The organism is Marinobacterium marisflavi (assembly GCF_982447095.1).
Genome location: NZ_OZ457898.1, coordinates 2,990,525 through 3,003,574 on the forward strand (window position 1 = coordinate 2,990,525; position 13,050 = coordinate 3,003,574).

Annotated in this window: 13 protein-coding genes; 10 read left to right on the plus strand and 3 right to left on the minus strand. The window is 53.8% G+C overall.

Going from position 1 to position 13,050, the window contains the following annotated elements; translation table 11 throughout:
• The first annotated feature begins 96 nt into the window (after nt 1-96).
• The 8 genes from AC1WNR_RS14725 to AC1WNR_RS14760 all read left to right on the plus strand — a co-directional run bounded on the left by AC1WNR_RS14725 (nt 97) and on the right by AC1WNR_RS14760 (nt 8,606).
• Nucleotides 97-2,280, plus strand: coding sequence for a primosomal protein N' (locus AC1WNR_RS14725; protein ID WP_481645246.1), 2,184 nt, complete (start codon nt 97-99; stop codon nt 2,278-2,280).
• A gap of 115 nt (nt 2,281-2,395) precedes the next feature.
• Nucleotides 2,396-4,153, plus strand: coding sequence for an arginine--tRNA ligase (gene argS / locus AC1WNR_RS14730; RefSeq protein ID WP_481645247.1), 1,758 nt, complete (start codon nt 2,396-2,398; stop codon nt 4,151-4,153).
• Between the two features lie 3 nt (nt 4,154-4,156).
• A complete protein-coding gene (locus AC1WNR_RS14735) occupies nt 4,157-4,837 on the plus strand; it encodes an SPOR domain-containing protein (protein WP_481645248.1) in 681 nt (226 codons plus the stop codon).
• 63 nt (nt 4,838-4,900) lie between these two features.
• Nucleotides 4,901-5,431 carry an ATP-dependent protease subunit HslV gene (gene hslV / locus AC1WNR_RS14740; protein ID WP_481645249.1) on the plus strand — a complete coding sequence of 177 codons (531 nt, stop codon included), beginning with the start codon at nt 4,901-4,903 and terminating at the stop codon, nt 5,429-5,431.
• A gap of 11 nt (nt 5,432-5,442) precedes the next feature.
• Complete coding sequence (gene hslU, locus AC1WNR_RS14745; RefSeq protein ID WP_481645250.1) at nt 5,443-6,771, plus strand: ATP-dependent protease ATPase subunit HslU; 1,329 nt, start codon at nt 5,443-5,445, stop codon at nt 6,769-6,771.
• 14 nt (nt 6,772-6,785) lie between these two features.
• Nucleotides 6,786-7,163, plus strand: coding sequence for a gamma-butyrobetaine hydroxylase family protein (locus tag AC1WNR_RS14750; RefSeq protein WP_481645251.1), 378 nt, complete (start codon nt 6,786-6,788; stop codon nt 7,161-7,163).
• A gap of 78 nt (nt 7,164-7,241) precedes the next feature.
• The gene (ubiE, locus tag AC1WNR_RS14755) at nt 7,242-7,994 is read left to right on the plus strand and encodes a bifunctional demethylmenaquinone methyltransferase/2-methoxy-6-polyprenyl-1,4-benzoquinol methylase UbiE (RefSeq protein WP_481645252.1); all 753 of its coding nucleotides are present in this window, start codon (nt 7,242-7,244) and stop codon (nt 7,992-7,994) included.
• A 3-nt stretch (nt 7,995-7,997) separates the two neighbouring features.
• Entirely contained in the window at nt 7,998-8,606 is a 609-nt protein-coding gene (locus AC1WNR_RS14760) for a ubiquinone biosynthesis accessory factor UbiJ (RefSeq protein WP_481645253.1), read from the plus strand.
• A gap of 44 nt (nt 8,607-8,650) precedes the next feature.
• Here the strand turns inward: AC1WNR_RS14760 and AC1WNR_RS14765 are convergent, their stop codons facing one another.
• From AC1WNR_RS14765 to AC1WNR_RS14775, 3 genes are read right to left on the minus strand one after another with little or no spacing between them, the layout of a single operon-like run.
• Nucleotides 8,651-9,064 (minus strand): CopD family protein, encoded by a 414-nt coding sequence (locus tag AC1WNR_RS14765; protein WP_481645254.1) that lies wholly within the window; start codon nt 9,062-9,064, stop codon nt 8,651-8,653.
• Nucleotides 9,065-9,111: 47 nt separating this feature from the next.
• A complete protein-coding gene (locus AC1WNR_RS14770) occupies nt 9,112-9,813 on the minus strand; it encodes an SDR family NAD(P)-dependent oxidoreductase (RefSeq protein WP_481645255.1) in 702 nt (233 codons plus the stop codon).
• A 54-nt stretch (nt 9,814-9,867) separates the two neighbouring features.
• The gene (locus AC1WNR_RS14775) at nt 9,868-11,052 is read right to left on the minus strand and encodes an MFS transporter (protein WP_481645256.1); all 1,185 of its coding nucleotides are present in this window, start codon (nt 11,050-11,052) and stop codon (nt 9,868-9,870) included.
• Between the two features lie 102 nt (nt 11,053-11,154).
• Between AC1WNR_RS14775 and ppnP the strand changes: the two genes are divergently transcribed.
• Nucleotides 11,155-11,436, plus strand: a complete 282-nt coding sequence (gene ppnP, locus AC1WNR_RS14780) for a pyrimidine/purine nucleoside phosphorylase (protein ID WP_481645257.1) — start codon at nt 11,155-11,157, stop codon at nt 11,434-11,436.
• Nucleotides 11,437-11,778: 342 nt separating this feature from the next.
• Entirely contained in the window at nt 11,779-13,011 is a 1,233-nt protein-coding gene (gene serA, locus AC1WNR_RS14785) for a phosphoglycerate dehydrogenase (RefSeq protein ID WP_481645258.1), read from the plus strand.
• Nucleotides 13,012-13,050: the final 39 nt, after the last annotated feature.

Here is a 13,050-nt window from a genome sequence, read left to right on the forward strand (position 1 = left end):
TTTAACCACTCTCGCTGCCTACTTGCGCCGGCAAAAGAGCCTCCCTAGACTGGGCACTCGATCCTCTAATGCTTTTATAGCCTTATACACCCCAGTATGATCCTTCGCATCGCTTTGCCTGTTCCGCTCGATCGTCTTTTCGACTACCTACCTATCGACGATCAGGCCTGTGTCGGTGCACGCGTACAGGTGAAATTTGGCCAGCGCCAGCTGATTGGCTTGATTGCTGAGATCACCGAACAGAGTGACTATCCAACTGACAAGCTCAAGCCTATCGAGACCCTACTCGATCAACAGCCACTGGTTGACGAAGAGTTGATGCGACTCGGGGTCTGGGCCGCTAACTACTATCAGTACCCCGTCGGTGATGCACTACTCCATTTAGTGCCCAACTTGGCCCGGAAAGAGGAGCGCCCCGAACCAACGCCCACGCCACTTTATCGTTTGGCTGCAGGCGCAGATATAGAGACCATCTCGAAACGCGCGGTAAAACAGCGAGCCCTTTTCCACTACCTACAGAATGACAATTCAGGAGTAGACTCCAGCCAACTGCGAGAAGCTGGCTATGACAAGCGTATTCTGGACGCCTTGGTTGAGTTGCAGATCGTCGAGCGCTTTATTGCTGTGCCGGGAACAACAAACCCCGTTATTGCGCTCGCCCAGCCGCATCTTGAGCTAAACGATGAGCAGCAACTCGCTGTCGAACAGATTAACGCCACCCACAACTACCGCTGTTCACTGCTCGCGGGTGTGACCGGTTCTGGTAAAACCGAGGTCTACCTGCAGGCGATCGAGCCACACCTGCTGAAGGGCAAGCAGATTCTTATCCTAGTACCCGAAATTGGCCTGACGCCGCAGCTGGTAGCGCGCTTCAGCTCTAGATTTCGCGCACCGCTGGTAACGCTGCACTCCGGCATGAGTGATCGAGCGCGATATGAGGCCTGGGAACGAGCACGATCAGGCGAAGCGAAAATTATCATAGGCACGCGTTCATCGATCTTCGTACCACTGAAGAATCCCGGACTCATTCTGATCGATGAGGAGCATGACACCTCGCTCAAGCAGCAAGAGGGGTTTCGCTATCATGCTCGCGATCTGGCGCTAGTGCGCGCACAGAATCTGGACATTCCGGTTGTGCTGGGCAGCGCGACACCTGCACTCGAGAGCCTGTTGAACGCTCAACAGCAGCGCTACCAACTCTTGCGACTCACAAAACGGGCAGGCGAAGCGCGACCGCCAAGCTTCGAACTCATCGATACCAAAAACCAGACCGTAGAGGCAGGCCTGACGGATGAGGCCTTGCGCCAAATGCGTTCACATTTGAGTGCCGGCAATCAGGTTCTGGTGTTTATCAACCGCCGCGGTTTCTCCCCCAGCTTGGTTTGCCAAGGTTGCGGCGAGGCAGTGCACTGCACCCGTTGCGATGCACATATGACGCTGCACCGTCGTCCGCCACGACTGCACTGCCATCACTGCGACCGGCAAACACCGATACCGCGCCAGTGCAGTCAGTGTGACGGGACTGAGCTGCGCCCTAATGGTAGCGGTACCGAACGAATTGAGGAGCGACTGCAGCAACTCTTTGATCAGGTGCCGGTCAAACGTGTTGATCGCGATAGCACCCACTCGCGCCAAGCGTTCGACCAATTGATGTCCGAAGTCGGAACCGGTCAACCACAAATCCTTGTGGGCACGCAGATGCTAGCGAAAGGGCATCACTTTCCGGATGTCACGCTGGTGCTGATTCTCAATCTAGATGCGGGGCTTTTGAGCGCGGACTTCCGTGCAATGGAGCGCACATCCCAGTTGATGCTTCAGGTCGCAGGGCGCGCAGGGCGCGCCAGCAAACCGGGGACGGTTCTAATACAGACGCAACACCCACAGCATCCGGTTTTGGCAACACTGCTGGAGCAGGGTTACCTCGCCTATGCGCAACAGGAGTTGCGTAGTCGCGAATCATTAAGCCTTCCGCCCTATACCTATCAGGCCATCGTACGTGCTGAGGCACAGCGCCAGGGCTGGGCTGAAGCCTATCTGATGCGCCTGCGCCAATTGCTTGATCAGGCAGGTGCAGAAAAAGCGGGGTTGCTGCTTGCAGGCCCCTTCCCGGCCAATATGGAGAAACGCGCTGGGATGTTCCGCGCTTATCTTGTGATCACTGCCCAGCGTCGCTCTGCGCTGCAGCATCTGCTACGCCAGGCACGCCAATGGATAGAGCAAGACCCCGATGCACCACGTGTGCGTTTAAGCATTGATGTTGACCCTATTGATGCTCAGTAACGCATAGATCCGAGAGATGCAGCGCGAGGATTAGCTTTTGCCACCGGGGCTCCGATATAATGTGCGCAAATTTTGAGCCGCGGCCGCGGCAAGCAGACTTTCATAGAGTATTTTGATGAAACAACAGATCGCGCAGCTGCTCGAGAGCGCACTGCAGACCTTGAAAGCGCAGGACGTTATCCCTGCCGAGATTGCTCCCAATATTCAGGTAGAGAACACCCGCGACAAAGCGCACGGTGACTTTGCTACCAACCTTGCGATGATGCTGGCTAAACCGGCCAAATCCAATCCTCGCGCGCTGGCACAGCTTCTGTGTGATGCACTGCCAGAATCAAACGTCATCGATAAAACCGAGATTGCCGGTCCGGGTTTTATTAACTTCTTCGTCAACGATTCAGCGATCTACTCGGTAATTGGCGATGTGTTAGAAGCCGGTAGCGAATTTGGTCGCCAAAGCGTCGATACCGCCAACCGTGTACAAGTTGAGTTCGTTTCCGCTAACCCAACGGGGCCACTGCATGTTGGCCATGGCAGGGGTGCTGCCTATGGGGCCACCTTGGCCGACCTGTTGCAGGCAGCAGGTGTGAACGTTGAGCGTGAATATTACGTCAACGATGCTGGTCGCCAGATGAATATCCTCGCGGCAAGTGTTTGGTTGCGTTACCTCGAGAACCGAGGCGCGACTCTAGTCTTCCCAGCCAACGGCTATCAGGGCGAATACATTAAAGATATCGCCGCTGGCCTTGCAAGCCGCTGTGACGACAGCTTAGTGCGTACCATCGACGAAGTATTTGCCGATATCCCAGCCGATGAACCGGCTGGCGGTGACAAAGAGCTGCACATCGATGCATTGATTGAGCGTGCTCAGGCGCTACTGGGTGACGACTACATGCAGGTGTTCAATGCCGGTCTCGAGTCGATCCTTGCCGATATTCGCGAAGACCTCGGTGAGTTTGGCGTTGAGTACCAGTGCTGGTTTAGCGAGCGCTCACTCACTAGCAGTGGAGACGTCGATCAGGCGCTGGAGCGCCTGCAGCAGAGCGGTCATCTCTACGAAAAAGAGGGTAACCTCTGGTTCCGTTCGACCGATTACGGTGATGACAAAGACCGTGTGGTGAAACGTGCTAACGGCCAAACCACCTACTTTGCATCCGATATCGCTTACCACATGAACAAGTTCGAGCGCGGTTTCGACAAAGTGATCAACGTCTGGGGTGCCGATCACCACGGCTACATCACCCGTGTCAAAGCGGCGATCTCTGCTCTGGGTTACGATCCAGAGCGTTTGGTAGTTAAGCTGGTGCAGTTTGCCATCCTCTATCGCGGAGACGAGCGCGTGCAGATGTCGACTCGCTCAGGCTCGTTTGTCACTCTGCGCGAGCTGCGTGACGAGGTGGGCAACGACGCTTGTCGCTTCTTCTATGTGACCCGCAAAGCCGACCAGCATATGGACTTCGATCTAGACTTAGCGAAATCTGAGTCCAAAGATAACCCGGTCTACTACATCCAGTATGCGCATGCACGCGTCTGTTCGGTACTGCGCAAGCTCGAGTCTGAGGGTATGAGCTGGGATCAATCTGCCGGTTTGGCGGCACTTGAGCGTCTGGACACTGAGGCCGAGCGTGACTTGGTCACAGCGCTGGGCAAATACCCGGAGACGCTACAAAACTCGGCACACAATTTCGAACCGCACGTGTTGGCAAACTACCTGCGCGACCTAGCGTCGGACTTCCACACCTACTACAACGGTCACAAGATGCTGATCGATGATCAGCAGCTACGAAACGCGCGTATCACGCTCTCTGTGGCTGTACGTCAGGTGCTAGCTAATGGCCTGCAACTGCTGGGCGTCAGCGCACCGGAGCAGATGTAATCGATGGCACGTCGCGACTACGCGAGTAAGCCAAAACGCAGCGGCGGGGCTACCAATCCCACCGCAGCGCGCTCGGCCAAGAATAGCTCAGCACGAAAGTCGAGTGCTCAGGCCAAGCGCACACCCTTTGGGCTGATTATTGCTGCGCTATTCGCGACAGCCGCGCTGGGAGGCCTGGTCCTCTTTCTCAGTTCTGAAATGAAGCCGGGTGAAGCGCCGCTGGCTCAGCCAGAGCAATCCACACTTGAGACACCGTCGATTGAACAGACTGTACAACAGAAGATTGACGAACAGCCCGCCGTACGCGCCCCCGGGGAGAGCCTGCCGCTGGATGATGTCGCGCTAGAACAAGAGGCACAGCAGGATGAGCGCTTCGGATTCTACGACCTGCTGAAAGACACGGAAGTAGAGACACCCGAAGAGTCTGCATACAAATCCACGCCTAAAACTGCCGCGCTGGACACCCCCTACCTGCTGCAGACCGGCTCTTTCCGCCAGCAGTCTGATGCCGAGGCGATGCGCGCGCGTTTGACGTTAGCGGGCCTACCGAATGTGCGAGCTAATAAGTCGGGTGACTGGTACCGTGTGACCACCGGCCCTTTCAACACTTACAACGAGCTAAAGAGTGCCACCAACAAGCTCGAGAAGCTCAATATTCACCCCGTCAAACGCAAAGCGAACTAAACCTTGAATTTCGGGGGGGCTACCCCCACCTATCTGTTTAGAATCAAAAACACAGAGTTCAGCATGACTACGATAGTAAGTGTGCGTCGTGGCAACCAGGTGGTTGTTGGCGGCGATGGTCAGGTCTCCCTAGGTAATACCGTGATGAAGGGAACCGCCCGTAAAGTTAACCCAATTCCTAAGCATCAGGTGATCACCGGCTTTGCCGGCAGTACTGCTGATGCTATCACCCTGCGCGACCTCTTTGAGCAGCAGCTCGATAAACATCAAGGCAATATCGTAAACGCCGTGATCAATCTTGCGCGCGAGTGGCGCTCCGATAAGGTTTTGCGTCGCCTTGAAGCACTGATGCTAGTCGCGAACGCCGAAAAGACCTATCTCCTCTCCGGTAATGGTGATGTTATTGAACCTGAGGATGGCGTCGTTGCCATAGGCTCTGGCGGTAATTTCGCGCTTGCTTCAGCCCGTGCGCTGGTCAATAACACCGACCTCCCCGCACGTGAGATCGTAGAGAAGAGCCTGCACATTGCAGCCGGCATCTGCGTATTCACCAACAATAATCTGACTATCGAGCAGCTCGAATCGATCGCTTAAGGAGCCCCCTGATGTCTAATATGACCCCGCGTGAGATCGTGCACGAACTCGATCGCCATATCGTTGGCCAGGATGAGGCCAAGCGCTCAGTTGCTGTTGCTTTGCGTAACCGCTGGCGCCGTATGCAGCTCTCCAACGATCTGCGTCCCGAAGTAACGCCAAAAAACATTCTGATGATAGGCCCAACGGGTGTCGGTAAGACCGAGATCGCGCGCCGCCTAGCCAAGCTGGCGAACGCCCCTTTTATCAAAGTCGAGGCAACTAAGTTCACCGAGGTAGGCTATGTGGGCCGTGACGTCGAGACAATCGTTCGTGACCTGGTTGATCAAGCACTGAAGATGCAGCGCGAGCAGGCGATGCAGTCCAACAAGACCAAAGCCGAAGACGCGGCGGAAGAGCGTATTCTAGATGCTCTGCTACCAACAGCTCGCCCTATCGGCTCCGAAGAGCTAGCTAAATCTGACTCTGCCACGCGCCAGGTGTTCCGCAAGAAACTGCGTGAGGGTCAGCTGGACGATAAAGAGATCGATATAGAGGTGGCACAGCCTAAAATGGGCGTAGAGATCATGTCGCCTCCAGGTATGGAGGAGATGACCAGCCAGTTACAGAACCTCTTCTCCAACATGGGCCAGCAACCTAAGCAGAGCCGCCGTCTCAAGGTCGCCGAAGCATTCAAACTGCTGACCGAAGAGGAAGCCGCAAAGCTGGTCAAAGAGGAGGATATCAAGCAGAACGCGATTGATGCGGTTGAGCAGAACGGTATCGTCTTCCTCGATGAGATCGATAAAGTCTGTAAACGTGCCGATCACACCAGCGCTGATGTAAGCCGCGAGGGTGTACAGCGCGACCTTCTGCCGCTGATCGAAGGATGTACGGTATCGACCAAGTACGGCATGGTTAAGACCGACCATATCCTGTTTATCGCCTCCGGTGCCTTCCATCTGGCACGCCCGTCAGATCTCATTCCTGAACTTCAGGGCCGTCTGCCGATTCGCGTTGAACTTCAAGCACTCACACCTGAACACTTCCGCCGAATTCTGACCGAACCTAAAGCCTCTCTGACCGAACAGTACCGAGCGTTGATGGCGACAGAAGGTGTGGAACTGAGTTTTACCGATGAGGGTATAGCGCGCATTGCCGAGCTGGCGTTCCAGGTAAACGAATCAACCGAAAATATCGGTGCTCGCCGGCTGCATACGATGATGGAGCGTCTGCTTGAGGAGATCTCCTTCAACGCCTCAGATCGTAACGGACAGCAAGTAAGTGTTGATCGCGCCTTTGTCGACCAGTACCTTGGTGAACTCAGCGCCGATGAGGACCTGAGCCACTACATTCTCTAACGAGGCCGACCACTATGTCACAACGCCCAATGCCACAGAACGTCAATCTACATAAACGCTCAAAAACGCTTGAGCTGGTGTATGAAGATGGCACTTTTGAGCTGACCGCAGAGTATTTGCGGGTACATTCGCCCTCGGCTGAAGTGCGTGGGCACGGTATAGGGCAAGAAGTGCTGCAGACAGGGAAACGTCATGTGGGAATCAAAGGTCTGGAGATGAGTGGTAACTACGCTGTGAAGATCATCTTTGATGATGGCCATGACTCGGGCCTATATACCTGGACCTACCTCTGGGAATTGGCTCACCACCACTCAGAGTACTGGACTGACTACTTGGCGCGCCTCGAGCAAGAGGGAGGCAGCCGCGATAACGGTATGATCGCTATCGGCTGATATGCGATTTCGCTGGGGACATCAGGGCTAACTCTGGATAGAATAGGCGGTAATTTAAGACAAATCGGCAGGTTAACAATGTCAGACGACAACAAAACCACACATTTTGGTTACACCGAAGTTCCCGTTGAGGAGAAGGTGAAACGGGTCGCTGACGTATTCCACTCGGTCGCAGCTAAATATGATGTGATGAATGACCTAATGTCCGGTGGCGTTCATCGCCTGTGGAAGCGGATCACTATTGAGAGTAGTGGTGCTCGTGCCGGGCACACTATTCTTGATATTGCAGGTGGCACTGGCGACCTGACCAAGAAATTCTCTCGTATCGTCGGAGCGAGCGGCAAAGTTGTGCTGGCCGATATCAACGCCTCTATGCTCAACGTGGGTCGCGATAAGCTTATCAACTCAGGTGTCAGCGGCAACGTCGAGTACTGCCAGGCGAACGCCGAATGCCTACCATTTGCAGATAACACCTTCGATATCATCACGATCGCCTTCGGCCTACGCAACGTTACAGACAAGGATGCGGCTATCCGCTCAATGCTGCGTGTGCTGAAGCCCGGCGGTAAGCTGATGATTCTAGAGTTCTCCAAAACTGACAATCCGCTACTCACCAAGGCCTACGATTTCTATTCGTTCAACATCCTACCTAAGATGGGTCAGGTCATCGCCAACGATGCCGAGAGCTACCGCTACCTCGCCGAGTCCATCCGTATGCACCCTGACCAAGAGACACTCAAAGGGATGATGGATAATGCCGGATTCGTTAACACGCGTTACCGCAATATGACCGGTGGCGTCGTTGCCTTACACACAGGAATCAAGCCCTAGGCTATGGAGCTGATCAACGCAGCACTGATTGAGTCAGTTGAAGCGGCACTGAACCTGCTACTGCAGACTCGGCCCATGCTCCGCGAACGACTGCAGAGTCTCAGCGGAAAAACCCTCCGTTTGATCTTGCTGCCGCAACATTGGTCACTGCTAGTTCGCCTGCACTCGGAAGGTATTGAGCTCTCTCAAGATAAAGAATTTGAAGCAGACGTTAGTTTGAGAGGCGAGCTGGGTGTTCTGGTCAAACTCATTACCGAGCCTCGCTCGGTACTCTTCGGGCAGGGAGCTGAGATTGACGGCGATGCGGCGCTACTCCAGCGTATTCAAAAGGCTATGCGTGACCCCGGATTAGACTGGGAGCTCTGGCTATCTGAGCAGCTAGGCGACCTACCCACCTCTGCCCTGGCGCAGGCTTTCGCGCCGCTTTCAGGCGCAGTGCAAGAGGGTAGAAGCTCACTCCAGCGTAATTTGAAAAGCTACCTGCAAGAGGAGCTACAAACCTTGCCGCCACGGGCTGAGTATGAGCTCTGGGCCGATGGAGTCTCTAAAGCACGCACCCAGACTGAACAGCTAGAGCGCCGTATTGCTAAGCTGCTAGAAATGAAGCTGTAAGAACCCTAGCTGTAAGAACACAAGTTATTGGAACCTAATTTGCGTCAGAACGGTTTCAACACCACCAAAATCAGTATCGGCACAAAGATCAGCAACGGCAGTTCATTGAACAGTCGGAAGTAGGTACCGCTGCGCGTCAATTGGTTAACCTTCAAGCGTTGCAGGTAAGCTCGACACCAGAGGTGGAAACCGATCAACAGCAGTACAAACAACAGCTTGGCGTGTAACCAGCCACCGGTAAAGCCATAGCCCAGCCAGAGCCAGAGTCCCAACCCAAGCGTGAAGATCGCCATGATGGTCATGAAGCCATAGAGCTTGGATGCCATAATCGCCAGACGACGCACATCCTCTCCCGCCTCCTGCCCCTCAACGAAGTGCACGAAAATACGCGGCAGATAAAAAATACCGGCCATCCAACTAGTCATCGCGAGGATATGAAAGGTTTTAACCCAAAGCATTCAGCAAGCTCCTGTGCTTAGTACAGCTGTATTACCAGGAGCAAAGTCTACCAAGAAATAGTCTGACCATCCCAGGCCAGGAATTGACCCGATCCGCCCCCCTCGGCCTGCTGCATTACACCAAGAAGCGAGGTTGCAGCAAACTCTGGAGTAAAGAGTTTATCCGCTGGAACACGCGCCTGAAAGGGTTTAGACAGCGCTGTATCGGTAGTGCCTGGATGCAGGGATAGAATTTGAACACCTTTGTGCGTGCGCGCCAACTCAATCGACAGAGTCTTTAGGTACATATTTAACGCGGCTTTTGATGCACGATAACCGTACCAGCCCCCTAAACGATTATCACTAATACTGCCCACGCGCGCCGACAGTACGCTGATCTGTACCTTAGCTTTGCGCTCAAGCAGACCGACCAGCTTGCCCAACAGATAGATTGGACCGATAGCATTTGCCTGCATCACCTGAGACAGCCAGCCTGCATCCAGATCGCGGTAGCTCTTCTCAGGTCCCATAGCATCTTGATGTAACAGCCCCGTCGCAATAATGATCTGGTCGGGCGCGAACTCCAGTACACTAAGCTGCTTTGTAAAGGCGTCTATGCTGGCGGGGTCTGAAAGGTCGAGCGCAAGCAGGCTATCGCTGCCTTGACGAGAAGTTCCGAGCACCCGCGCATCAGGATTTCGCTCTCTTAGCTGATTAAAGAACGCGGCACCAATACCACCCGATGCCCCCACGACCAATTTGTCCGCCATACAACCCCCTTTAATTCGTCGGAAGTTCTTACGTCGATACGACAGGAGCAGACCCTAGGCGGGGGCAAGGAATCTCTTGTGCAGACGAATTGTCAGGAGGAGCGTAAAACTGAGCACCAGCAGTGAGCCGGCAATAACCCCGGGCCAGCGCCACTCTGACCAAAACGGCTGAAGATAGAAGCCTCCAGTGCTCGCACCAACATAGTAGAAGACCAGATACAGAGAGGACGCACTCGCTTTGGCATGAGTTGCATTACGACTCACCCAACTGCTCGCCGTCGAGTGGCAGAAAAAGAAGCCAAAGGAGTTCATAAAGAAGCCCAGTACGATCAGCCAGATCGACTCACTCAAAGTGACCAACGAACCCAGCATCAGGATCAGAATCCCCATGGACATCGCACGCGTCTGCGGCAAGTAATCCGCCACTTTACCGGAGATAGCCGAGCCGAAAGTCCCCGTCAGATAGGTCAAAAAAAGCATACCCAGCAGACTGGCGGGCAGATTGTAAGGCTCGTCGGCCAATACAAATGTGATGTAGGAGTACTGGTTGATAAAGATAAAAAAGTTTTGGCCACCGATCAGATAAGCGATCAGCAGACGCGGATTTTTGAGGTGATAACCGATCGCTCTTGCCATTGAACCGGGACGCAGAGGACGTGGTTCGAAATGCTGCGATTTGGGTAGAAGTAAAACGAAAGTGATCAGGCAGAGCGTGCTGACAGCCGCCATCGCAATAAAGGCACTGTGCCAACCCAGCCAGTCACCTACAAATCCACCAATTAGCCGGCCACCGATACCACCCAGTGTATTGCCACCGATATACAGCCCGACTGCGAGGGCTAACGCTCGCGGCGCGTACTCATCATTCACATAAGCGATTGCGATCGCCGGCAGCCCCCCGAGCATCAAACCCTGAAGTGCTCGCAATACCAGAAGGCCGTAGTAGTCCTGCACCATGCTCAGGCCGATACCACAAACGACAACCCCGGTTAGTGTCAGAATCATAATGCCACGCCGACCGAGTGCGTCAGAGAGCGCACCATAGAGGATCAGTGAGAGACCGAGCGTCAACGTCGTAACGGTGAACGTCCAGCTCGACTCCAGAGCTGTAACACCAAACTCCTGTGCCAGCGTGGGAAGCAACGGCTGTGTCACGTACACATTGGCGAAGATCATGAACGATCCAATACATAACGCCAAAGTCGCGCGCCAGTAGGCTGGGCTGTTTGCTTCGATCAAAGTTAGAGCTTCCTTCCAGAGAGTGGGCGCATATTAACGATCTGTGCTGTAAAAGTGAAAGCAGTTCGCATATGATCACGCCACAAAATTTAGGAGTAATTTATGCTAAACGTAAATGAATACTTTGACGGCAAAGTTAAATCCATCGCACTGGAATCTGCTAACGGGCCTGTAACTTCAGGTGTTATGGCAGTGGGCGAATACACCTTCGGCACTAGCCAAAACGAAGTGATGAAAGTGACCCACGGCGAACTCGTAGTGAAACTGCCAGGTGCCGATGAGTTTCAGGCCTACCCAGCAGGTACACAGTTCAGCGTACCTGCGAACGCGTCGTTCGACGTGAAGGTTGCCGTTGAAACAGCGTACCTCTGCTACTATTCATAAAGGCAGCTCAAGGCTGTTCATAAGAGCCACTGTGGGCTGCTCTATATAAAAGCGGCTGAAGGCTCTTTTAAAGAGCAGCTGAAGGCTTTTTAGAAGAACAGCTGAAGGCTCTCGATCAAATAGCTGAAAGTTCTCTATGGGCTTGAGGGGCTGAGGTAGTCGGAGACTACCTCAGCCCTCAGATTTTCACTCCTTACGAAACTGCTCGATTAAATTTATCTCAAGAACCGCTGAAAATAATTCGCCCTTGGGCATTGTTTAAAATCCGCTCAATACGCCTTTTATGCTATACTCCGCGCCTTATTTTTTGGGCAACCCCACAGAAGCGGACGATTTTCAGACATGAGCAAACAAACTTCCCTCGATAAAGGCAAGATCAAAATCCTGTTGTTGGAAGGCGTACACCAATCAGCCGTGGATACTTTCCACGCTCAGGGCTACACCAATATCGAGTTCCATACTGGCTCGCTGCCAGAAGAGGAGCTACTGGAACGCATCGCTGATGCTCACTTCCTCGGTATCCGCTCACGCACCCAGCTCACTGAAAAGGTATTTGCTGCAGCTGAAAAGCTCGTGGCTGTCGGCTGTTTCTGTATCGGCACTAACCAGGTTGATCTGGCTGCTGCCACGCAAGCAGGTGTTGCGGTATTTAACGCTCCTTACTCGAATACTCGTTCAGTCGCTGAATTGGTCATCGGTGAAGCGATCATGTTGTTGCGTGGCGTTCCAGAGAAGAGCGCTGTTGCACACCGCGGAGGCTGGCTGAAGTCAGCGAAGAACTCTTATGAGATTCGAGGCAAGAAGCTAGGCATCATCGGTTACGGTAGCATCGGCTCGCAGTTGAGTGTCTTGGCAGAAGGCTTGGGCATGGAAGTTCAGTTTTTCGATGTGGTTACCAAGCTTCCACTGGGGAACGCTAAACAGGTTGGCACCATTGCAGAACTGCTGGCGACTTCCGACATCATCACACTGCATGTACCCGAGATCCCATCGACAAAGAACATGATGGGCCAGGCGCAATTCGAACTGATGAAGCAGGGCTCGGTATTCATCAACGCAGCGCGCGGCACGGTAGTAGATATTGACGCACTGTGCGACGCACTGCGTAGCGGTAAAGTACTGGGCGCTGCAGTAGACGTTTTCCCCGTTGAACCTCGTAGCAATGATGATGAGTTCATCAGCCCACTGCGCGAGTTCGACAACGTAATTCTGACACCGCACGTTGGTGGCTCGACCATGGAAGCGCAGATGAACATCGGCTATGAAGTGGCAGAGAAGCTAGTTAAGTACAGCGACAACGGCTCTTCAATCACTTCGGTTAACTTCCCTGAAGTTGCTCTACCAGAGCACGCCAACGCACACCGCCTGCTGCACGTACACCGCAACGTCCCAGGCATCCTGTCACAGATCAACAACGTCTTCTCTGACAACCAGATCAACATTGCGGGTCAGTACCTACAGACCAACGAAAAAGTTGGCTACGTCGTAATCGATTGTGACGCAGACTACTCAGAAGTAGCGCTAGAGAAACTAGGCACCATCGACGGCACAATCCGCTGCCGCCGCCTATTCTAAAACGTCTATTTCACAATATGAAAACGGCACTTCAAGTGC